At 62.0% G+C, this 22492-nt stretch carries 21 protein-coding genes; 13 read left to right on the forward strand and 8 right to left on the reverse strand.

The window, feature by feature from the left end:
- Positions 1 to 136 precede the first annotated feature (136 nt).
- Entirely contained in the window at positions 137 to 1171 is a 1035-nt protein-coding gene (locus H7C19_RS02640) for a helix-turn-helix transcriptional regulator (protein ID WP_185141025.1), read from the reverse strand.
- Between the two features lie 136 nt (positions 1172 to 1307).
- Between H7C19_RS02640 and H7C19_RS02645 the strand changes: the two genes are divergently transcribed.
- Positions 1308 to 2198: an SDR family oxidoreductase gene (locus H7C19_RS02645; protein WP_185141026.1), complete on the forward strand. Its 891-nt coding sequence runs from the start codon at positions 1308 to 1310 to the stop codon at positions 2196 to 2198.
- A gap of 610 nt (positions 2199 to 2808) precedes the next feature.
- Here H7C19_RS02645 and H7C19_RS02650 read toward each other — a convergent pair.
- Both H7C19_RS02650 and H7C19_RS02655 read right to left on the reverse strand, forming a co-directional pair.
- Positions 2809 to 4044 carry a sigma-70 family RNA polymerase sigma factor gene (locus H7C19_RS02650; protein ID WP_185141027.1) on the reverse strand — a complete coding sequence of 412 codons (1236 nt, stop codon included), beginning with the start codon at positions 4042 to 4044 and terminating at the stop codon, positions 2809 to 2811.
- 72 nt (positions 4045 to 4116) lie between these two features.
- A complete protein-coding gene (locus H7C19_RS02655) occupies positions 4117 to 4572 on the reverse strand; it encodes a carboxymuconolactone decarboxylase family protein (protein ID WP_185141028.1) in 456 nt (151 codons plus the stop codon).
- A gap of 156 nt (positions 4573 to 4728) precedes the next feature.
- Between H7C19_RS02655 and H7C19_RS02660 the strand changes: the two genes are divergently transcribed.
- The 5 genes from H7C19_RS02660 (at position 4729) to ftsH (ending at position 10549) form a co-directional block, all read left to right on the forward strand.
- The gene (locus tag H7C19_RS02660) at positions 4729 to 5484 is read left to right on the forward strand and encodes a vWA domain-containing protein (RefSeq protein ID WP_185141029.1); all 756 of its coding nucleotides are present in this window, start codon (positions 4729 to 4731) and stop codon (positions 5482 to 5484) included.
- Positions 5468 to 6388 carry a serine/threonine protein kinase gene (locus tag H7C19_RS02665; RefSeq protein WP_313731287.1) on the forward strand — a complete coding sequence of 307 codons (921 nt, stop codon included), beginning with the start codon at positions 5468 to 5470 and terminating at the stop codon, positions 6386 to 6388. The genes H7C19_RS02660 and H7C19_RS02665 overlap by 17 nt, the downstream gene beginning before the upstream one ends.
- A 16-nt stretch (positions 6389 to 6404) precedes the next feature.
- Positions 6405 to 7838, forward strand: a complete 1434-nt coding sequence (gene tilS / locus H7C19_RS02670; RefSeq protein ID WP_185141030.1) for a tRNA lysidine(34) synthetase TilS — start codon at positions 6405 to 6407, stop codon at positions 7836 to 7838.
- A gap of 68 nt (positions 7839 to 7906) precedes the next feature.
- Positions 7907 to 8449 carry a hypoxanthine phosphoribosyltransferase gene (gene hpt, locus H7C19_RS02675; protein WP_185141031.1) on the forward strand — a complete coding sequence of 181 codons (543 nt, stop codon included), beginning with the start codon at positions 7907 to 7909 and terminating at the stop codon, positions 8447 to 8449.
- 102 nt (positions 8450 to 8551) lie between these two features.
- The gene (gene ftsH, locus H7C19_RS02680; protein WP_185141032.1) at positions 8552 to 10549 is read left to right on the forward strand and encodes an ATP-dependent zinc metalloprotease FtsH; all 1998 of its coding nucleotides are present in this window, start codon (positions 8552 to 8554) and stop codon (positions 10547 to 10549) included.
- Positions 10550 to 10712: 163 nt separating this feature from the next.
- Here the strand turns inward: ftsH and H7C19_RS02685 are convergent, their stop codons facing one another.
- The 3 genes from H7C19_RS02685 to H7C19_RS02695 all read right to left on the reverse strand — a co-directional run bounded on the left by H7C19_RS02685 (position 10713) and on the right by H7C19_RS02695 (position 12815).
- A complete protein-coding gene (locus H7C19_RS02685) occupies positions 10713 to 11036 on the reverse strand; it encodes a 2Fe-2S iron-sulfur cluster-binding protein (RefSeq protein ID WP_185141033.1) in 324 nt (107 codons plus the stop codon).
- Between the two features lie 68 nt (positions 11037 to 11104).
- Positions 11105 to 12283, reverse strand: coding sequence for a hypothetical protein (locus H7C19_RS02690; protein ID WP_185141034.1), 1179 nt, complete (start codon positions 12281 to 12283; stop codon positions 11105 to 11107).
- Entirely contained in the window at positions 12276 to 12815 is a 540-nt protein-coding gene (locus H7C19_RS02695; protein WP_246469270.1) for an RNA polymerase sigma factor, read from the reverse strand. The genes H7C19_RS02690 and H7C19_RS02695 overlap by 8 nt, the downstream gene beginning before the upstream one ends.
- 579 nt (positions 12816 to 13394) lie before the next feature.
- Here H7C19_RS02695 and nadA point away from each other — a divergent pair.
- The 7 genes from nadA (at position 13395) to cysK (ending at position 20589) form a co-directional block, all read left to right on the forward strand.
- A complete protein-coding gene (nadA, locus tag H7C19_RS02700) occupies positions 13395 to 14333 on the forward strand; it encodes a quinolinate synthase NadA (RefSeq protein ID WP_185141035.1) in 939 nt (312 codons plus the stop codon).
- 22 nt (positions 14334 to 14355) lie between these two features.
- Complete coding sequence (gene nadB / locus H7C19_RS02705) at positions 14356 to 15966, forward strand: L-aspartate oxidase (RefSeq protein WP_185141036.1); 1611 nt, start codon at positions 14356 to 14358, stop codon at positions 15964 to 15966.
- On the forward strand, positions 15959 to 16858 hold the full coding sequence (gene nadC / locus H7C19_RS02710) for a carboxylating nicotinate-nucleotide diphosphorylase (protein ID WP_185141037.1): 900 nt from the start codon (positions 15959 to 15961) through the stop codon (positions 16856 to 16858). The genes nadB and nadC overlap by 8 nt, the downstream gene beginning before the upstream one ends.
- Positions 16855 to 17619 carry a type III pantothenate kinase gene (locus tag H7C19_RS02715; protein WP_185141038.1) on the forward strand — a complete coding sequence of 255 codons (765 nt, stop codon included), beginning with the start codon at positions 16855 to 16857 and terminating at the stop codon, positions 17617 to 17619. Before nadC ends, H7C19_RS02715 begins: the two co-directional genes overlap by 4 nt.
- 33 nt (positions 17620 to 17652) lie before the next feature.
- On the forward strand, positions 17653 to 18534 hold the full coding sequence (hslO, locus tag H7C19_RS02720; protein WP_185141039.1) for an Hsp33 family molecular chaperone HslO: 882 nt from the start codon (positions 17653 to 17655) through the stop codon (positions 18532 to 18534).
- An 18-nt stretch (positions 18535 to 18552) separates the two neighbouring features.
- Positions 18553 to 19518 carry a peptidylprolyl isomerase gene (locus tag H7C19_RS02725; RefSeq protein WP_185141040.1) on the forward strand — a complete coding sequence of 322 codons (966 nt, stop codon included), beginning with the start codon at positions 18553 to 18555 and terminating at the stop codon, positions 19516 to 19518.
- Positions 19519 to 19650: 132 nt separating this feature from the next.
- On the forward strand, positions 19651 to 20589 hold the full coding sequence (gene cysK / locus H7C19_RS02730) for a cysteine synthase A (RefSeq protein ID WP_185141041.1): 939 nt from the start codon (positions 19651 to 19653) through the stop codon (positions 20587 to 20589).
- 393 nt (positions 20590 to 20982) lie between these two features.
- Here the strand turns inward: cysK and H7C19_RS02735 are convergent, their stop codons facing one another.
- Both H7C19_RS02735 and H7C19_RS02740 read right to left on the reverse strand, forming a co-directional pair.
- The gene (locus H7C19_RS02735) at positions 20983 to 22143 is read right to left on the reverse strand and encodes a copper amine oxidase N-terminal domain-containing protein (RefSeq protein WP_185141042.1); all 1161 of its coding nucleotides are present in this window, start codon (positions 22141 to 22143) and stop codon (positions 20983 to 20985) included.
- A 179-nt stretch (positions 22144 to 22322) separates the two neighbouring features.
- A complete protein-coding gene (locus H7C19_RS02740) occupies positions 22323 to 22484 on the reverse strand; it encodes a hypothetical protein (RefSeq protein WP_185141043.1) in 162 nt (53 codons plus the stop codon).
- Between the last annotated feature and the right edge of the window lie 8 nt (positions 22485 to 22492).

Here is a 22492-nt window from a genome sequence, read left to right on the forward strand (position 1 = left end):
TGAGGGCCCTCGTCGGCAGGGCATCTACATAATTTCGTTGGCATGCTCCAGGCATGTGGGAGGTGAGTACCGTTTTTTGGCTTTTCGGGACAGAGCGCGCAGTCATGATGAATAGCAATGATCATCAGGCCGGCCATCAGACCTTTATCTGGCCATGGTCTTGGGGAGGTGAATCGGGTCCGGCATACAGCGCCAGGAGCGCCTTTGCTTCGCCGATCAGCGAGCATCGGAGCGTCTCCGGGAAGAGGACGCTGACAGAAGCGCCATATCCGAGCAGCAGCGTCCGCGCCGAATCCTCCGTGTGAAAATCCGCATCGACTTCCACCCACCCGCTCCCGGAGAGCCGGGTGGTTTTTATATGGACGTAGGGCTCCCTGCGCAGCCGATCGAGCGCTTCGTCGCGAACGCGAACGCGGGCCAGGTAGACGGGCAGCGCGGCCTTGAACCGCTCCGTCGAAAGGGACCACCACGCGGCGAGATCGAAGTCCGGCGGCACCGCGAAGCGATCCTCGAGCAGATGGGCTTCTTCGATCCGGGACACCCGGAAGGTACGGAGATCGTCCGCCGCCGTCGGCGCGGGATTCGTCCCGTCATCCGCCGTCTCGATCCGCGCGACGAAGTACCAGGTCTGCCGCTTCGCCACCAATCCCCAGGGCGCCACGATCCGGTCGGGACGCGGCTCATGACCTGTCGCGGCATAGCGGATGCGAAGTTTGCGCTGCTCCCACACGGCCTGCTGAACGACGGTGAGGAAGCGGGCCGGTTCGCTCGGCGCGCGCCACCCCGCGCCGTCGACATGAAGGTGCCGCCTCGCGAACTCCGCTTCGTCGCGCGCCGTCGGCGGGAGCGCCGAAGCGAGCTTGCGAAGCGCGACAGCCGTATCGCCCGGGAGATCCAGATCGGCTACCGCGCTGGAAGATTGCAGGAGCAGCAGGGCGCGAATCTCCGCCGCCGTCAGTCCGGTCAGCTGGGAGCGGTACCCTTCTTGGAGCACCCAACCGCCTCGGGATCCGCGTTCGGCGTAGACGGGAATCCCGCTCGCGGCGAGCGCCTCCATGTCGCGATGAATCGTCCGCTCGGACACCTCAAGCTTGTCGGATAGCTCGCGCGCCGTTGCGCGTCCGCGGGATTGGAGCTCGTTCAGGATATGGATGAGCCGATCGGCACGCATTCGTTGACCTCCTCTGCGCCTTGGCAAGCAAGGCCCTGTATCGATACGAATATTGTACCACGCATACATGACAACAGATGTCCGGTATGGGGAGGTAATCTAAACTTATCTTGAGGCGAGAGGGGTTCGATAAGCGATGACAAGAGCGTTGGAAGGACAAGTAGCCGTCGTGGCGGGAGCGACGAGAGGGCTGGGCCGGGCGATTGCGGTGGCGTTGGGCGAAGCCGGAGCGACGGTCTACTGCACCGGGCGCAGCGTGAGAGGCAATCCGTCGGACTTGAAGCGCGGCGAGACGATCGAAGAGACGGCGGAACGGGTGTCCGCGAGCGGCGGGCATGGGATCGCGGCGAGGGTGGACCACACGGACGCGGAGCAGGTGCGGAGCCTCTTCGAACGCATCTCGGCAGAGCGGCAAGGCCGGTTGGACATCGCGGTGAACGACGTCTGGGGCGGGGATCCGCTCACCGACTGGGAGCAGAAATTCTGGGAGCACGACCTGAACAACGGCTTGAAGATGCAAGAGCGGTCCGTCTGGTCCCATATGATCACCAGCTATTACGCCGCTCCGTTGATGAAGGCGCGGGGACGGGGATTGATCGTCGAGATTACGGACGGGTGGAACTATCGCTACCGCGGCAATCTGTACTACAGCTTGGCCAAGATCTCCGCGATCCATCTGGCTCAGGGCATGGCGGAGGATCTGAAGCCGTTCGGGGTAACGGCATTGGCCCTGACTCCAGGGTTCCTGCGCTCGGAGGCGATGCTCGATCACTTCGGCGTGACGGAGAAGTCCTGGCAGGATGCGGTGCGCCAAGATCCGAACTTCATCATGTCGGAGACGCCGTACTTCGCGGCACGCGGTTTGGCCGCGCTCGCGGCCGACCCGGATCTGCACGCCAAGACGGGCGGCGTCTTCACCTCTTGGGGACTGTCCGACGTATACGGGATCGAGGATATCGACGGGCGCCGTCCGCACTGGGGACGTTATGCCACGGAGAAAGGCTTCTATCCGGAGGAAGACCAATAATCGGTTGGCCATGCGGCAGATAGCCGTCTGTCTGGAGGGGATGAGGCGGACGTCGATCTGGAGGTGGGCAGATAGCCGCCCCGCAAGAAAAAAAGGGATTCCGTCGTAATCTGTCGTAATCCGTCGTAATACTCGTCAAACAAGCCGATTCGCAGGGGGAGCCAAGAGGAGTTGGCTTCCTTCTGTCGTTAGGGAGTCTTTGCAGAATGGCGTTAGTCGGAAAAATCGACTAATGCGGCACAAAGGGGCAGCCGGCGGGAGAGATAGTCGAGAAAATCGACTAACGCGGTGCAAAAGGGGCAGCCGGCGGGAGAGATAGTCGAGAAAATCGACTAACGTAGCGCAAAAGGGGCAGCCGGCGGGAGAGATAGTCGAGAAAATCGACTAACGTAGCGCAAAAGGGGCAGCCGGCGCGAGAGATAGTCGAAAAAATCGACTAACGTGGCGCGCAAGAGGCAGTCGGCGGGAGAGATAATCGAAAAAATCGACTAGCGGGGTGTACGAAGGCCATTCGTCAGGAGTGATGATCAAAAAAATCGAGCAACGCGGCGCGCCCGGAATTTGGGCTGGATGCGTTGCTCGATTTTTCGTGTTATCCCGTAATCGCCGCTCAACCCTCCAGGAGCTTCAAGTGAGCCAGCTTGTCGGGATTGACGACGAAGTAGAGGTTGGTGAGGAGCGGCGCTTCAGCGATGTCCTCCGCGCCGGAGTTCCAGGCAAGAATAATGACCCCCTTGAGCACGCCGTCGATCCAAAGGGTGATTCCAGGCCGGCCGTTAACGCGCGAGACGGTCATCTCCGCATTCAGGTAAGTGCCCGAAGCCATGGCGGCGAGGAGCGCGATCACGCGCGGACGCGTATAGATCGGTTTGATCGCCGCGCGCGTCTTGCCGCCTCCGTCGGAGACGAGCACCGCATCCTGAGTCAACAGCCGCGCGAGCTCGTCCGCCCGGCCGAGGCGGAACGCGGCGATGAATCGGCGGACCCGCTCTTCCTCCAGGGCGTAGGAGGAGGACGCTGCAGGCGCTCTGCCAGCCCCGCCGCCGCCAGACGCCGCGGTCCCGCCACCGCGGCGCCCTTCTTCCGGCCCGGCCGAGAGCAGGCCCCCGCCGCCGTTGTGCCCGGAACTAGGCGCCTCCGCTTCCTTTCCGGCCGAGAGCAGGCCCTCGCCCCCGCCGTGTTCGCCGCCGCGCTGCCTTTCTTCCTGCCCGGCCGACGGCCGAACCTCGCCTCCGGCATGTCCGGCGCTCGGCGCCCCAGCCTCCGGACCCGCCGCCAGCCTTTTCCGCTCGGCGTCTCTGGCCGCAGCTTCCGCCGCTTCGCGGGCGGGCTCCGCGATCTTCTCCGTCAGCTTGCGCTTCGAGCGGCTAAACAGTTGCCGGCAGTTCGCTTCGGACTTGCCAAGCATCTCTCCTATCTCCGCATATTCGAACTGCAGCGCCTCCCTCAGCACGAACACGGCCCTTTCGGTCGGCGTCAACCGCTCCAGCAGTACGAGGAATGCGTACGACATCGATTCGTCCAGCTCCGCGGCTTCATGCGGAAGAGCCGATCGCGATTCCACGATCGGCTCCGGCAGCCATTCGCCCACGTAGGACTCTCGCCGCCGCCGCGCCGACTTGAGCACGTTCAGACAGCGATTGGCGATTAGTTTGCTTAGATAAGCCCGCGGGTGCCGGATGGCTGCTTCCTTGCCCTGAGGAACGGCGGCCAGGGCGACGAAGACGTCCTGCACCGCGTCTTCGGCATCCGATACGATGCCGAGAAGGCGATAGGCCAAGTTGAACATCTGCCGGCGATAGGTTTCGTACCATTGTTCTACATCGCTTCTTGCCGATTCTCCCATCCGGTACCGCTCCCTGCGCTTCCATTTTCTATATTATAGCGGAAGCTGCGACGGAGCGCCTCTTCCGGCGGCTCAGTGTCCTCCGATCGCGCACCCGGGAAACATGCCTGTCGCCACGCCGATCCGGTTCCAGCTGTTGATCGCGTTGATCGCCATGATGATGTCTACGAATTCTTTCTCGTCCACGAACTCGCGCACGCGCTCATATACCGGCTGCGGCACGCCGGCTTCCGACAAGCGGGTCGCGTGCTCGGTCAGATCCAGCACCGCGCGCTCCTTGTCCGTGTAGCATGGCGCTTCCCGCCAGACCGGGAGCAGGACGACGCGGTCGAGCCCGCCTTCGAGCTTAAGCAGATCCTTCGCGTGCATGTCGACGCAGAACGCGCAGCCGTTGATCTGGGAGGCGCGCAGCTTGATGAGCGCATAGAGACTGGGTTCGATGCCGCGGCTCGAGGCGAATTGCTCCAGGGCTAGCAGCGCTTGGAGCGCCTCGGGGTTGGCGTCGTGGTAGGAGAATCTTGTTTGCATGTGTTTTCCCTCCAAAGGATGAATTTATAGATCTCACCCTATAGACAACGCAGCCTTCGCATTTGTGACAAAGCCGCCGGATTCCCGCCGAACGGTTAAATCTCCCATCCGTTGGCGACAATGCTAATAGAGAAAGAGATAAGGAGTGAGTGCGTAATGAACCAAATTCTACTGATCACGGACGGCGGCTCGAACGTAGGCGAGAGTCCCGTCATCGCGGCGGCGCAAGCCTATGCGGAAGGCATCACGGTAAACGTGGCGGGCGTCGTGGACGACGGCAGCGTGGGCGAGCAGGGGTCGATCGAGATCGCCGAGATCGCCCGCGCGGGCGGCGGGATGAGCCGCATCGTCTCCACGCAGCAGCTCTCGCAGACGGTGCAGATGATGACCCGTCAGACGGTGCAAGGCACGATCCGTCAGGCGGTGAATCACGAGCTTCGCCAGCTCTTGGGCGTGGAATCGGTCGCCGAGTTGCCGCCGGTCAAGCGGGCCGAAGTGGTCCGCGTCATGGAGGATCTAGGCGAGACTTCGCCGCTGCGGGTCGCGCTGCTGATCGACGCGAGCGGCAGCATGAAGCCGAAGCTGAACGCGGTCGAGGAGGCCATCCGCGACCTCGGGCTGAGCTTGCAGGCGCGGAAAGGCGAGAGCGCCGTCGCCGTGTTTCATTTCCCGGGCGAATTGTCCAATGAAGCATGTATGCTCGATTTGGATTGGAGCGACGCGCCGAGCCGCTTGGGCGCGATCTTCGCCAAGCTGCGCATGAAGGGGACGACGCCGACCGGGCCCGCCCTTTTGCGCGTGGTAGAGTTTTTCCGGGAAACTTGTGGTAAGATTATTACAGAACCGCAGCAACCAATAACGCTGACGAAGCGTGACGATATGGGCGGGGTGCGGAGTGATTACGTCGTCTGAGAAGCAACTGCCGCCTGGTACGGTATTGCGTGGCAAGTGGAACGGCAAGCGTTACCGCCTCGAGCGCCTGCTCGGCCTCGGGGCGAACGGGCAAGTCTACCTCGCGACGTGCGGGAGCCGGACTTGCGCCTTGAAGATCGGCAAGGAGACCGAGGACCTCCAAGCGGAAGCGAACGTGCTGGCCTCGCTGGATCAGCGGGAGCGAAGCCGTCCGCCTTTTTTGCTGGACGTGGACGATGCGGAGTGGCAGGGGAAGAAGCTGCCGTTCTATGCGATGCAGTACGTGCCGGGGTCGCCCGTCAAGGCGTATCTGCGGCTGCATGGTTCGCAATGGTTCGGCGTCATCGGATACCGTCTGCTGGAGCGGCTGTCGGAGCTGCATGAGGCGGGTTGGGTGTTCGGCGACGTGAAGAGCGACAACGTGCTCGTCTCCGGCTACGGGCGCGTCGCGCTCGTGGACTACGGCGGAGCGACGGCCATCGGACGGGGCGTCCGCCAGTTCACGGAGATCTACGACCGGGGCTACTGGGCCGCGGGCAGCCGGACGGCGGACCCGGCTTATGACGTATTCGCGGTGGCCGTGCTCTGGATTCACGCGCTCGACGGCAAGCGCCTGCTCCAGCTGACGCGGACGCTGCTCCCGCAGAACCGCCATCCGAGGGAGCTCGTGGAGCTTATCCGGACGAATCCGACGCTGAGGCCGATGGAGACGTGGCTGGATCGGGCGCTGTACGGCCGGTTCCAGCATGCGCGGGAAGCTAGCGAACACTGGCGCGCGCTCGTGCACGCGGCGGCTCAGCCGAAGGATGCGAGCGACGGGCATGTACCCGGATGGATGGCCGGCCTGCTGGCGGCCTCCGTGGTACTGTGCGGCTCGGCGGCGGCGATCTGGTTTCTTCATTAGATAGGAGGACGAACCGTTGGCGGCAAAAGGCGATCTCCTGGCCCGCGTGAGGGCGCTGGTCCAAGCGGAAGGCTGGCTGCGCGAAGGCGCCTGCGTCGTGGCGGCCGTATCCGGCGGTCCGGACTCGATGGCGCTGCTGCATCTGCTGCGCGAGCTGGCTGGCGAAGCCGGCGTCCGCCTGGTGGCGGCTCACGTGAACCATCGGTTCCGGGGCGCGGAGTCGGATGCCGAGGCGTCGTTCGTGAAGCGGATCTGCGAGGCGTGGGACGTGGACTGCGAGGTTGCCGAGATCGACGTGCCCGCGTATATCGCCTCGACGGGCATGAATCCCCAGGAGGCCGCCCGGGAGAAGCGCTACGCGTTCCTCCGCGAGACCGCCCGGCGGCACGGCGCGCGCACGATCGCGCTGGGCCACCATGCGGACGATCAGGCGGAGACCGTGCTGATGCGGCTGATGCGGGGGAGCGGCGTCGGCGGCCTGGCTGGAATTCCCATGCGGCGCGCCGAAAAGGAATTGGAACTCATTCGGCCGCTGCTGCGTATTACCAAAGGTGAGCTTCTATTATATGATGAGCGCAACGGCGTGCCGTACGTGACGGACAGCAGCAATGCCGATCCGCATTACTTCCGCAACGCGATTCGTCTCGAGGTGATGCCGCTGCTCGAACGATACAACCCGCAGCTTCGCGGGTCGCTGGTCCGGCTCGCGGAGCTGGCGTCGGCCGACCACGATTATCTCGAAGCGGAGGCGGCGAAGGCGCTCGCGGACGCGGCTTCCCGCGAAGGGGAAGGCTGGTCGCTGCAGTGCGGGCGGTTCCGCGGCCTTCACGTTGCTTTACAACGCAGATTGATTAAACTAATATTAGATTGTCTTGCGGGACCGCGTTCCCCCCAGCCGTTCGAGCAGGTGGAGGAAGTCTCGGCGGCGATCGCCGCCGAAGCGCCCGCTGTCGTACGGATGGACGTCGGTTCCGGCATCGTCCTGATCCGCGAATACGACGTTGCGTATATCGGGCCTTCACGGCCTGCGCAAGCCGCGTTCGCCTATCGGGTGCCCGAGGCCGACGCGGACGTGAACGTGACGGAATCGGGCCTGATCTTCCGGTTCCGCCGCGCGGACGGACCTCACACCTCTCCGTCGGATTTCCGAAGGGAGGCTTTTTTTGACGAGACGGATATCGCCTGGCCGCTCGTCATCCGCAATCGAAGGCCTGGAGACCGGATGGACCCGATGGGACTAAACGGCTCTAAAAAAGTGCAAGATATGTTCGTTGACGCCAAGATCCCCAGATCCGAGCGCGATCAGCGGCCGCTGCTCACGGACAGCGCGGATCGCATCCTGTGGATTCCCGGATTGAGACGCTCCCGGCACGCCGTGCCAGGCGCGGGCGCACATTCGGTCGTCCATGTCGCATGCGGGCCGTTCCGTCCGGAGACCGGAGCCGATTGACGATACGGCGACATGAAGTTCGTCAAGCCATCATACCGTGTATTAATTCGGACTGGGAGGTCCCCTCTTTGCAGAACGACATTCAAGAAGTACTCTACTCGGAAGACCAGATTCAATCGAAGGTTCGGGAGCTTGGCGCTGCCATCAGCCGCGATTACGAAGGGCGCAACCCGCTCGTCATCTGCGTGCTCAAAGGCGCTTTTATTTTTATGGCGGATCTGTCCAAGAACGTCACCGTCCCGATCGAGCTCGACTTCATGGCCGTGTCCAGCTACGGCAACTCGACCCGCTCGTCGGGCGAGGTGAAGATCGTCAAGGATCTGGACACGTCGGTCGAAGGCCGCGACGTCATCATCGTCGAGGACATCATCGACAGCGGCTTGACGCTTAGCTATCTGATCGACGTGCTGGAGCGCCGGAACGCGCTGTCCGTCCGGGTCGTCGCCTTGTTCGACAAGCCCGGCCGCCGGACGGTGGACCTGAACGCGGACTATACCGGATTCGTCATTCCGGACGCGTTCGTCGTCGGTTACGGTCTTGACTATGCGGAACATTACCGCAATTTGCCTTATGTCGGCGTCCTGAAGCCGGAAGTGTATTCCAACCGTTAAGAGATGCCCAGTTATCCATGCTTTCGCGCTATCGCGCCTTCTATTGAGATGCCAAGACAGGCTATGGTAAAATGATGTAAGCGTGTCGGGAGGAGGTCAGGGATGAATCGGATTATCCGCAACACAGGCTTTTATTTGCTTATCTTTTTGGTGACCGTCGGTATCGTCCAGTTCTTCATCAGCAAGAACGAGACGGCCGAGCCACTTACTTACAACAAAATTATCGAATCGATCGAACAGGACAATATCAAGGATTTGACCCTGCAAGTCGATCGCGGCACGTACCTGGTTACCGGCCACTACAAGACCAAGCCGGACGGTCACAAGTCGGATACCTTCTCTGGCCGGGTCGCTCTGACCGAGCAGCAGGCCAATATGATCTCCGAAGCGGGGCTTAAGCAGAAATTCGACGTCGTGAACAAGCAAATGCAGGGCGAAAGCTTCTGGCTGACTTTCCTCACTTCGATCATCCCGTTCGTGATCATGTTCATCCTGTTCTTCTTCCTGATTAATCAGGCGCAGGGCGGCGGCGGGAAAGTGATGAACTTCGGCAAGAGCAAAGCCCGTCTCTATAATGAAGAGAAGAAGCGGGTCACGTTCGAGGATGTGGCCGGCGCCGACGAAGAGAAGCAGGAACTGGTCGAAGTCGTCGAGTTCCTGAAGGATCCCCGCAAGTTTGCGGCGCTGGGCGCCCGCATCCCGAAGGGCGTCCTGCTCGTCGGGCCTCCGGGTACCGGTAAGACGCTTCTCGCGCGCGCGGTAGCGGGCGAAGCGGGCGTGCCGTTCTTCAGCATCTCCGGCTCGGACTTCGTCGAGATGTTCGTCGGCGTGGGCGCGTCCCGCGTCCGCGACCTGTTCGAGAACGCGAAGAAGAACGCGCCTTGCATCATCTTCATCGACGAGATCGACGCCGTCGGCCGTCAGCGGGGCGCAGGCCTCGGCGGCGGACACGACGAGCGCGAGCAGACGCTGAACCAATTGCTCGTCGAGATGGACGGCTTCGGCGCGAACGAAGGCATCATCATCGTCGCGGCGACGAACCGTCCCGACATCCTGGATCCGGCGCTGCTGCGCCCGGGCCGCTTCGACCGCCAGATTACGGTCGACCGTCCGGACGTGAAGGGCCGCGAAGCGGTACTGAAGGTGCATGCGCGCAACAAGCCGCTCGCCAAGGACGTCAAGATGAACACGATCGCCAAGCGCACGACCGGCTTCACCGGCGCCGACCTGGAGAACTTGCTCAACGAAGCGGCGCTGCTCGCCGCCCGGAAGAACAAGAAGGACATCGCCATGCAGGAAGTCGACGAAGCGATCGACCGCGTCATCGTCGGTACCGAGAAGAAGAGCCGCGTGATCAGCGACCGCGAGAAGCGGATCGTCGCCTATCACGAGTCCGGCCATACGATCGTAGGCTTCTTCCTGGAGCATGCCGATATGGTGCACAAGGTGACGATCATTCCGCGCGGACGCGCGGGCGGCTACGTCATCATGCTGCCGAAGGAAGACCGCATGCTGGTCACGAAGCAGGAGCTGCTCGACAAAGTCACCGGGCTCCTGGCCGGCCGCGTCGCCGAAGAGCTGTTCATCGGCGAGATCGGCACCGGCGCCTACAGCGACTTCAAGCAAGCGACGGGCATCGTGCGCAGCATGATCATGGAATACGGCATGAGCGACAAGCTCGGGCCGATGCAGTTCGGTCAGACCCAAGGCCAAGTGTTCCTGGGCCGCGACCTCGGCCATGAGCAGAACTACTCGGATGCCATCGCATACGAGATCGACCAAGAGATGCAGTCGATCATTCAGTCCTGCTACGACCGCGCGAAGAAGCTGTTGACCGAGAAGAGCGCCGAAGTGCACCTGCTCGCCAACACGCTGCTGGAGCAGGAGACGCTCGAACTCGAACAGATCAAGGCGCTGATCGAGAAGGGCAACCTCGAAGTTACGGAAGACGGCGACGACGATGGCGGAGAGCCGAAGTCCGAACCGATCATCGATACGCTGGGCGGCAACATGCGCGTACGTATCCAACCCCGCGACGAAGAGGGCACGCCTCCGAATCCGGACCAACGCCGCGACGACGGCGAAGGCGAACCGCAGTAAGGCAAGTATTTCAGCATGAAGACGCACCTCCAGGTACCATCGGAATCCGAAATTCCTTCCGATGCTATTCCTGGAGGTGTTTTTTATCGTAAACGGGTCGGAGCAACCACAAGACAGGCCGTCACCCTAAGCGGATGACGGCCTGCAGCTGCTCAACCTAAGACTATTCGGCGACTGGCGTGCCCGGCTCGAGACCGGATTCGGACACGGTCATAACAGGCTTCACGGTCAGATCGCGATGAACCCGGATCTGGCAGGACAGGCGAATGTTCTGATCGGCGTAGCCTTTGGCGTTCAAGATCGCCGCCTCAGCTTCGCCTACCGGGCCGGCGTCTCCTGCGAGCACTTCGACGCGGCACGTGGTGCATCTTGCGTTTCCTCCGCAGCGGTGAAGCATGTCCACTCCGTTGCTCTCCAGAGCCAGGACGAGCTTCTGCCCCTCCGTCGCTTGGATCGACGCTCTGCCTTCTACTTGAATCGTGGGCATGCCCATCCTCCTTTATTTGCGCTTCCTCTCTATCTTACCCGAATTCTACTAGAAAAGAACGTGTCCGATTAAGCCGGCATCGTAAGGACCATGAATCGGACTTTGCCCTGCTCGAAGAGGAGGTGGAACTTCAGGTAGTCGCCGATGCGGTAGCTCCACTTCGTGTCCGTCTTCGCATTCGGCTCGCCCAGCTTCCGAACCACTTCGTCTGCCGTGAGGCCAACTCCAATCCCGTCCGAGGTCCGGTTCGCATCCGTGGCGAACACGATCGTCTGGCCCAGCCGGAGAACATCCGGTTCGTTACCTTGACCGATCATTTGGATGAAGCCCGACGTCCCGAGGCTGCTGTCGCAATAGCGGATGCCGGAGGAGAGGACTAGGAATTGCTGCTCCCACGCGTTATAGTCGCGGCCGGAGACTTGGAGGCGGTCCGGCTTATAGGATTTGTTGTTCGGCTCCCCGTTACCGCTCGAATTCTCGGCCTCGACGCGCCCTTGTTCCGTGAGATCGCCGTAATCAGCCCAGACGGAGCCCGAATTCAGCAGGCTCTGCAGGAACAGCCATACTTGGTCGTCGGCGTAGAAGCGCGTTCCCTTGCCGCCTATGATTCCATAAGTATTGCTGGCGGGATCGTAGTCTAACGTATAATTCTTGCCCGATGCCTTGAAGATGAGCGTAGAGGAGTCGGATGATCCCATGTAATACTCGGGTCCCTGTCCCTCCGGCATCCGTGCCGCCTTGAGATCCAATCCGTTCAGATTCTGCAGCAGGACATACATGCGAGCCTTCGGGACCGTCAGTACCGGACCGGACCTAGGGGGTTGAACCGTAATCTCCTCTACGTCTTCCGTAGAGAAAGGAAGCTGATCCCCGAGCGTCCCCTCTAACCGCTCGGGGTTGATCGCTTCGCCCCAGTCCGACTGGGGATTCTGCGTAGCCCCGCCATTCGGCCCTGGGGCCGTCGCGATCTGGCTGGGTGCCGGCGGTTCCGCGACATGGGATCCCGTCCCGCCAAAGCGCCAAAGCGCCGTTAATCCGACGATGACGATCAGCGCCACGGCCGCGCTCGCGCGAAGGCGATTCGAGCGGCGGCCGCGCGAAGAGCGCCTGTCTTCGATCATGTTACGCATCTGCGCATCCCCCCAGGCTCGCCGTTCGATGCGGCTCATCTGCGCTTCCGTGAATCCCGGCTCGCGCACCGGATTTCCTTTTAACCTGGCGTACCAGTCCGGTTCTCTCTCACGCATCCGCTTCCTCCTCCTCTCGGCTGTCCGTCATTCGTCCGCGCGCCCGGGCGAGCCTGGACTTCACGGTTCCCTCCGAGAGCCGCAGTAGATCCGCGATCTCACGGATGCTCATCTCGTACTTGGCCTGGAGGATGAGGACTTCCCGCAGCTTGAACGGCAGCGCGAGCACCTTCGCCCAGATCTCGTCCGACAGCGTCCTGGCCAACGCTTCGATCTCGGCCGACGGACTCGCCCGCGTGTCGGTCACCCATGCCGTCAGCGTCACTCGGCGCATGAAGGCGGTCCGCATCGCATTGATCGACGTATTGCGGGTAATCGCGAGCAGCCAGGTCCGGACCGAGGAGGAACCGCGGAAGGAGCCGATGGTCGTATAGGCTTTGAGGAACACGTCCTGAGAGACATCGTCCGCCATGTCGCGGCTGCGGGTCAGGATGAAGGCCAGATTCCATACGTCCTGACCGTACTTGTGCATCAATTCGCGGAGCCCGGTCGGGTCCATCCGCTCGATATAGGACCAATGCGCGTCCTCCAAACCCCATCACCTCCCTAGATTAGACAACGCAGATCGGGATGAAGTTCCGCTGCAGGGTGAATGTCCATCGGAGTGCGTGAAAATCATCTCTATAATATAGGAACATTCATTGACAGCCCCTCCCTACCCGTGTAAATTAGTTGTTAAACAGCCACATTTGACACGCGCGGAAGCGCTGTGGTCCCATGTACCCGGCCGTTTGACCTGATCATTCCGGATTCGGGCGCGTTCGCGCTCGGTCACTCCTGAATGGTCGCCGATACAGACGTCTCGCCTGCTTCCGAAGAACGGCGAAGCCGTGTTTTCCGAATCATTCAGCGTGTATACGTTTCAAGCCTATTCATCACTGAATGATCTCCGATAAAAACGTATCGCCCTCCATGGAAGGCGGCGAAGCCGTTTTTACTTGCATGAAGAGCAAGGTTGTCCCAACCTTTGTGCCTAGATTCACAAACTATGGAATACGACCCGAACTTGCGTCACTCGATCCCGGCGCCCGGTCGGCGGCAGTCGCCGCCCGAACCGGGATGATGTGCGACGGACCCCGGCAAAGTTCAGGCCGTAGGGAGGAGAACCCACATGGAAGCTTTGGCCCTGGAACGCAAGGCGGAACAGAACCGCGAATTGCGCGAGCGCCTACTGCAGCTGAAAAAAGAACGCAACGCCATCATTCTGGCTCATTATTACCAACGCGACGAGATTCAAGAGGTCGCCGACTTCCGCGGCGATTCGTTCCTGCTGGCCCAGAAGGCGGCGGCGACCGATGCGGACGTCATCGTCTTCTGCGGCGTGCACTTCATGGGCGAGAGCGCCAAGATCCTCGCGCCGAACAAGGTCGTGCTCGTGCCTGACGAGCGCGCGGGCTGCCCGATGGCCGACATGGTGAACCCGATCGGCCTGCGGGAGCTGAAGGCGAAGCATCCGAACGCCAAAGTCGTGACCTATATCAACTCCTCGGCCGACGTGAAGGCGGAGACGGATATCTGCTGTACGTCCGCCAATGCGGTGAAGGTCGTTAATTCGGTCGATTCCGACGAAGTGATCTGGTGCCCGGACAAGAACCTGGGCCACTACGTGCAGCAGCATACCGACAAGAAGATGATCATCTGGGAAGGCTACTGCAACACGCACGACATGCTGACCGTGAAGGACGTCCACGAGATGCGGGCGAAGTATCCGAACGCCCAATTCGTCGTCCATCCGGAATGCCGTCCCGAAGTCGTGGAGCTGGCGGACTTCGTCGGCAGCACGACCGGCATCCTGAAGTACTGCCGCGAGTCGAGCCACCAAGAGTTCATCGTCGGCACCGAGGACGGCACGGGCTATCAGCTGCGGGTCGACAGCCCCGACAAGACGTTCCATTTCGCGAGCAAGTTCCTGGTCTGCCCGAACATGAAGGTGAACAACCTGAAGAAAGTCGTCAAAGCGCTGGAGACGATGCAGCCGCAGATTCACGTGCCGCAAGACGTCGCGGACAAAGCCCGGGCTTCGCTGGAGCGCATGCTCCTCGTGAAGTAGGCGGACGGGTGGGGGACCGGTCATGATACCACGCTATATTGTCGATTTCGATCTGGAGAAGCTGCCGACCGTCGAGACGGATGTGATCGTCATCGGCGCCGGCATCGCGGGGCTCTTCACCGCGATCAAGGCTAGCAAACGCAACCGTGTGTTAATGATCACGAAGAAGTCGCTGTTCGACAGCAATACGCGCTATGCGCAAGGGGGAATCGCCGCGGTCATCTCCGACGAGGATTCCCCCGAATTCCATCGTCAGGACACGTTGATCGCGGGAGCCGGACTGTGCGATCCGGAGGCGGTCGACATCCTCGTGCACGAAGGACCGGAGGGCGTTCAAGCGCTCATCCGGTACGGCACGCATTTCGACGAAGAAGACGGTCAATTGGCGCTGACGAAGGAAGGAGCCCACAGTCAGCGCCGTATTTTGCATGCGAACGGCGATGCGACCGGCTTCGAGATCGTGCGCGCGCTGGCCGACAAGGTGAAGTCGAGCGGTATCGAGATCTGGGACGATCACTTCGCCCTCGATCTGCTGACCGAGGACGGCTTATGCTACGGCGCGCTCGTGCAGAAGCCCGACGGCTCGCGCGTCGTCGTGCGGGGCAAGGCGACGATCCTGTGCTCGGGCGGTACGGGGCAGCTGTACCGCTATACGACCAACCCCGAAGTGGCGACCGGGGACGGGATCGCGATGGCTTACCGGGCCGGAGCGAACATTCGCGACATGGAGTTCAACCAGTTCCACCCCACGTCGCTCTGCTACCCGGGCGCGCCGCGCTTCCTGATCTCGGAGGCCGTGCGCGGCGAGGGCGCGGTGCTGCGCAACATTCGCGGCGACCGGTTCATGGAGAAGTACCACGAGCAGATGGAGCTCGCGCCGCGGGACGTCGTCGCCCGCGCGATCCTGAGCGAGATGGAAGCGACCAAGTCCACCTATGTCTACATTGACATTACGCACGAATCGCCGGAGCTGATCCGTCACCGCTTCCCCAATATCTACGAGTTCTGCTTGAATTACGGCCTCGATATGACGACGGACTGGATTCCGGTGGCGCCGGCTGCCCATTATATGATGGGGGGCGTGCGCACCGACCTGCACGGGGAGACGAGCATCTCGCGGCTGTTCGCGTGCGGAGAAGTCTCGTCGACCGGCGTTCACGGGGCGAACCGTCTGGCGAGCAACTCGCTGTCGGAGGCGATCGTATTCGGCCGCCGGATCGTCGAGCGCATCGACGCGATGGGGCCGCTGGCCGGCCGGCTCGCGACGAGCGGCCGCCAAGGCCGGACTAGCGCGCCGACCGGCGCGATCGTGGAGCGGCGGCTGAAGCTGCAGAAGGTGATGGTCCGGTTCGCGGGGCTGCGCAGAGACGCCGCGGGCTTGCAGAAGGGCCTCGAAGAGCTGCGGCGCCAGCTCCCGCTGTTCCAGACGAATATCTCCAAGCGCGAGGAGCTGGAGTTCGCGAACCTGCTGACCTGCGCGATGCTGGTCATGGAGGCCGCGCTGGCCCGCGAAGAGAGCCGGGGCGCGCACTACCGGGAAGACTTCCCGGAACGGGACGATCTGATTTGGCGCAAACATACGGTGCTGCATCGCGAGCTGGGCATCGGCGAGGAGGTCATTAGCCATGTTTGAACGGGAGAACGACTGGCGGATCGGCGGCCCGGCCGTCGATGCCGTCCGCGCGCAGATTCGCGCGTGGCTGGCCGAGGATATCGGCAGCGGGGACGTGAGCACGATGGCGATCGTGCCGGAGGGGCATCACTCGATCGGGATCATCCATGCCAAGCAAGCCGGCGTGATCGCGGGCCTGCCCTTGGCGCGGATGGTGTTCGAAATCGTGGATCCTTCGCTGACGTTCGACAAGCAGGCGACCGACGGCGAATGGATCGAGAGCGGCACGGTGCTCGCGGTCGTCAAAGGCGCCACGCATAGCATCCTGACGGGCGAGCGGCTCGCGTTGAACCTGATGCAGCGTCTATCGGGCATCGCCACCAAGACGAGGCAGTACGTAGCCGCAGCGGAAGGGTTCGCCGTGCGGATCGCGGATACGCGCAAGACGACGCCGGGTCACCGGACGCTCGAGAAGTACGCGGTGCGCGTCGGCGGCGGGGCGAACCACCGCTTCGGCCTGTATGACGCCGTCATGATCAAGGACAACCATATCAAAGCGGCCGGCGGGATCGCTGCCGCCGTCGAAGCGGCGAAGCGCCGGGTGCCGCATACGATGATGATCGAAGTCGAGGCGGAATCGCTCGCGCAAGCCGTCGAAGCGGCGCAGGCGGGCGCGAATATCGTCATGTTCGACAACATGTCGCCGGAGCAGACGCGCGAAGCCGCGGTCCGACTGCGGGAGCTGGCGCCGCATATCGTGCTGGAGGCGTCGGGCGGCATCCGTCCGGAGCGCGTGCGCGAGATCGCGGCCAGCGGCGTCGACGTCATCAGCGTGGGCGGGCTGACGCATTCGTTCCAGGCGCTCGACATCAGTCTGGATCTGAACGAGATCAAAAAGGGGGAAAAGGCGTGATCTTAGTCGTCGATGTCGGGAATACCAACATCGTGCTCGGCTTGTACGAGGGAGAGACGCTGAAGCAGCATTGGCGGCTCAGCACGAACCGTTCCTCCACGGTGGACGAATACGGCATTCTGATCACGAACCTGTTCCAGATCGCGGGGATCCGCGCCGCCGACATCGACGGCGTCATCCTCGGCTGCGTCGTGCCGCCGTTGATGCCGACGCTGGAGCAGCTGTTCCGCAAGTACGTCGGACGGGAAGCGCTCGTCGTGGGACCGGGCATCAAGACGGGACTGAACATCCGCTACGAGAACCCGAAGGAAGTCGGCGCCGACCGGATCGTCAACGCGGTGGCGGGCATCGAGCACTACGGCACGCCGCTCGTCGTGGTCGACTTCGGCACGGCGACGACGTTCGACTACATCGACGGGAACGGCTCGTACCTCGGCGGCGTGATCGTGCCGGGCATCGGCATCTCCGCCGAAGCGCTGTACCAGCGGGCGGCGAAGCTGCCGCGGATCGAGCTGACGAAGCCGCGCGTCGTCGTCGGTCGCAATACGGTCTCCGCCATGCAGTCGGGCATCATCTACGGCTATGCGGGACAAGTCGACGGCATCGTGAAGCGGATCTCGGAGGAGCAAGGCGTGAAGCCGCGCGTCATCGCGACGGGCGGACTCGCGGAACTCATCGCGGGAGAGTCGGAGTCGATCGAATTGGTCGATCCGCTGCTGACCCTGGAGGGATTAAGGATCATCTACGAACGCAATATCTGAACGCATGAGCTGAAGCGTAGAAGGGGTGACTTCGTGAAAGACGAATTGATTAGAGGTACCGCTTGGGACGGCGCGATCCGCGTGTTCGCCGCCCGGACGACGGAGCTGGTGCGCGAGCTGCAGCGGCGTCACGATACGTTCCCGACGGCTTCGGCCGCCTTGGGACGGACGGCGACGGCCGCCGCGATGATGGGGACGATGCTGAAAGGCGACGAGAAGCTGACGGTCCAAGTGAAGGGCGACGGCCCGCTCGGGCAGATCGTCATCGATGCCAATGCCTCGGGCGAGGTGCGGGGCTACGTCGATTATCCCCACGTGCACTTGCCGAGCAACAGCATGGGCAAGCTGGACGTCGCGGGCGCCGTCGGCAAGACGGGATTCCTGAACGTGACCAAAGACCTGGGGCTCAAGGAGCCCTATCGGGGCAGCGTGCCGATCATCTCGGGCGAGCTGGCCGAGGACTTCACCTATTACTTCGCCGCGTCGGAGCAGACGCCGTCCGCCGTCGGCCTGGGCGTCCTGGTCGATACGGACAACTCCGTGCTGCACGCGGGCGGCTTCATCGTCCAAGTCATGCCGGGGATCGGCGACGAACAGCTCGCGCGTCTCGAGCGCGCGGTATCGACGATGCCGCATGTGACCGCGCTGTTGGATCAAGGCGAGACGGCGGAAGGTCTCCTTCGCTTCCTGGTAGGCGACGATCTGGTCATTCACGATTCGATCGAGCCGGGCTTCGTCTGCCAATGCTCGAAGGAGCGCGTCGAACGCACGCTGATCAGCCTTGGCGAGGCCGAGCTGCGCAAGCTGATCGACGAGGACGGACAGGCCGAAGTTCACTGTCATTTCTGCAATGAGGCTTACACATTCGACAAAGCGGAATTGACGCAGGTTCTTGAACGCGCCAAGTCGCGATAGAAACGGGGGATGATGGCCATGAGAAGGACGAAGCGGCTGCTGAAGCCGATCGTTCTGCTCGCCCTAACGTGGACTCTATTTGTCGAATCAGGCTGTACGGCGAATCATTCGAATACACCGGCCCCCCCGAACGCCGATCCCAGCGCGATCGAGCCGTCCGGCGCCCCGGGCACGACCGAAGAGGCCGTGGCGGTCGTGGACGGAGAGCCGATCACGCGCCGGCAATTGGTGGATCAGCTGCTGGACTCCTACGGCGAGCAGACGCTCCATGTCCTCATGCTCCGCATGGCGGTCGAGCGGGAGGCGGCGGCCGAAGGCGTCGTCGTGTCGGATGAGGATGTGGCGCAGGAACTGCGCAAGATGAGCGATGGCTACGACAGCGAGGAGCAGTTTTACGCCGCCAGGCGAGAGCAGCTTGGCATGAGCCCTGAAGAGGTGCGCAAGGACGCGAAATACCGGCTGCAACTGGAGCGGCTGGCCATCCGAACGGTCAAGGTGCCGGAGAGCGAGATCGACCGGTACGTTCGGGAACATCAAGAGGAATTCAACGGCCGGGTGCGATTGAACTTCGCCCACCTGGTCGTGGACAAGCGGTCGGACGCCGAGGCTTTGCTGCGTCAGCTGGAGCAGGGAGCCGATTTCTCGGCGCTCGCCGCGCGATACTCGAAGGACGAAGAGACGGCGGAGAACGGCGGCGGCCTGGGATGGGTGGAGGAGAACGATCCCTTCGTGGACCCGGACCTGCTGTCCGCGGCCGCCAAGCTCGACGTCGGCGAGACGACGGGACCCGTCCGCACCGAGGCCGGCTACGAGCTCGTGCAGCTGATCGGCCGCGACGAGACGCGGGCGCTGGATCCCGAGGCGGCGCGCGCCGAAGCCCGCGAGCAGCTGGCGCTCGACCAGGCGCCGCCGCTGCCCGAGCTAGAAGCGTCGCTACTGGCCAAGTATGGCGCGGAGATCCTAGATCGCTCGTTGCGATCGTAGTTCTCTAGGCGCAGAGGCTATTGACAATCTCTTCTATCATTGATAAGATGAGATCATGAAAACCGACTGAATTAGTCGGATTAAGAGCTGCAGGGCGTCATCGTCCGCTTCATATTTAGGAGGGAATACGTCATGGCAAGGATCGTGCAGAACGTAACCGACTTAATCGGAGATACGCCGCTGGTGCGTCTCAACCGAATCGTTCCGGAAGGCAGCGCGGAGATTTACGTTAAAGTGGAATACCAGAACCCGGGCGCAAGCGTCAAAGATCGGATCGCCCTGAGTATCGTAGAAGAAGCGGAGAAGGAAGGCAAGCTGAAGCCGGGCGGCACGATCGTCGAAGCGACGAGCGGCAACACCGGGATCGGCCTGGCATTGGTTGCGGCTGCGAAGGGCTATCGAGCCTTGATCGTCATGCCGGAGACGATGAGCTTGGAGCGGCGCAACCTGCTCCGCGCTTACGGCGCGGAGCTCGTGCTGACGCCCGGCTCCGAGGGCATGAACGGCGCGGTCAAGAAGGCCGAAGAGATCCTTCGCGAGAACCCGGACTACTTCCTGGCCGATCAATTCAAGAATAAAGCCAACCTGAAGATCCACTTCGAGACGACGGGTCCCGAGATCGTCGAAGCGATCAACTCCCTCGACGGCAAGCTGGACGCGTTCGTAGCGGGCATCGGCACGGGCGGCACGATCTCCGGCGCGGGCGAAGTGCTGAAGCAGAGCTTCTCCGGCGTGAAGATCGTCGCGGTCGAGCCGGCGGCGTCTCCGCTGCTGTCCGAAGGCAAGGCCGGTCCCCACAAGATCCAAGGCATCGGCGCCAACTTCGTACCTGAGATCCTGAACAAGGAGATCTACGACGAGATCATCGCGGTCGAGAACGAAGACGCGTTCGAGACGGCGCGTACGGCTGCGAAGAAAGAAGGCATCCTCTGCGGCATCTCCTCGGGCGCCGCGATCTTCGCCGCGCTCAAAGTCGCGAAGGAATTGGGCGCTGGCAAACGCGTCGTAGCGGTCGTTCCGTCCAACGGCGAACGCTATCTGAGCACGCCGCTGTTCAACTTCGACAACTAATCGCAGCAATGCGACAACCCCCGGCACGTTCCCTGCGGAACGTGCCGGGGGTTGTTTGTCATCCGACAAGGCGGTGGAGCGGCGTTACTTGTCATACAGGATGTATAAGCGTTACGCCTATCCATCTCTGTATGTCCTCCGATAAAAACGTTTCGCCCTCCTCTGAGAAGGAGGCAAAGCCGTTTTTACTTGGTCATGCAGAATGTATAAGCGTTATGCCTATCCATCTCCGTATGACCTCCGTTAAAAACGTATCGCCCTCCTCCGAGAAGGAGGCAAAGCCGTTTTTACTTGGTCATGCAGAATGTATAAGCGTTATGCCTATCCATCTCCGTATGACCTCCGATAAAAACGTATCGCCCTCCTCCGAGAAGGAGGCAAAGCCGTTTTTACTTACAGCCAATCCTTCACCTTGACTTGGAGCTTATGCACGGCCTTGTCCTTGACGCCTTGATATTCCAGGTAGATGATGCCCTCCTGCTCGCCTGTGACGACCAGCGTGTCGCCGCGGTAAGGGATGTCGTTCTTCTCCGCGTATTCGCGCTCGGGCTGGTCGAGGAGCTCGTAGAGCAGCTTCTGGTTGCCGTTGACCGGATCGACCAAGGTCAGCAGCCCGGTAAGGTTCGGCCGGATGAGCAGATACCCGTCGCCGATGCCTTCCACGGAGTAGCTCTCGTCCTTGGCGCCGAGCTTCGGGAGGTCGTAAGTCGTCGCCTCCGAACCGTCCGGATTCAGCAGGAACAGCGACTTGCCGTCCGTGAGCAGCGGCTGCCAGCGGAAATGGGCGACGTTGTTCGTCATCCGCTGGAAGTAAGAGGCCTCGGCTTGACGGAGCAGCTTGTCGTCTTTGATATAGGAGGTCGTTGCCGTCATGTTGACTTGCGGTTCCCCAAAGAAGTTCGAGGCGGTCACCACGAACTCGCCTTCCTTGAGCCGCTCTGCGCGAAGAGAGACGTTCAAGCCCTTGAATTCGGTGTCCAGCTTGCCCGTCAGCTTGGCCGGGCTGGCGAACGGATAGGACTCATAGAGCTCGCCTGTCCGGATGTTCAGCCAGAAGGCTGCGGGGGCTTCGGTCGTGGCCCAACCCATGACGAGCTTGCCGTCGTCTGCGATGGACACGGTGCGCTTCGCGCTCTGCCAATCGACCGTGGCGCCGAGCGTCTGGGCGATGAAGCGGATCGGCACGTACACGCTGCCGTCCTTGAGTTGGGCGGGCGTCGTCATGGGCAGCGCTTGCCCGTTATGTTGAACGGTCTTCTGTCCCAAAGTGAGCTTAACGGTATGCCCGGGGGCGTAGATGGACACTTGCTTCGTCTTCGCATTCCAGTCGACGACTGCCTGCAGGAGCGTCGAGACGGTGCGAAGGGGAACGTAGACGCTGTCTTTCTCCAGGTAGGGATGCTGCGCCGAGGCGATCGTATTGCCGTTGATCTCGAGGACGATCGGTTTGGCGGCAGCAGTCGCGGCCGAGGATAGGCCCGCGCCCGCGAGGGAGCCGACGGCCAGACAGACGGACAAGCCGAGCGCGCGCCATTTTACGCGAATCGCATGCATGTAAGATCATCAACTCCTTTTTCCATTCCTTAACACCATAGACGATTCGTTCAAACCGAACGTTGCAAAAAAAATCGGAGGCGACGCGTCGAGGCGGCGATCTCCTGCGGCGAGAGAGACGGAAGGTCCCGGCTGCGGAAGCGCCGCGGCCGCGAATGGGTTGCGCCGCTTCCCGCGGGTTACTTGCGGCTCTTCCGGGACGCCGCCCAGAATGCGAGGATCACGAGCGGAATGACGATAAACCACGGAATTTGAATGGTCCCGCCGATCATGAAGGCGAGAATCACGAGGACGATTACGCCGATGATGATGTAAAGGCAACCGCGTCCGAACGTTTCCACAGGCGATC

It is taken from the genome of Cohnella nanjingensis (assembly GCF_014212125.1).
Classification (GTDB): domain Bacteria; phylum Bacillota; class Bacilli; order Paenibacillales; family Paenibacillaceae; genus Cohnella; species Cohnella nanjingensis.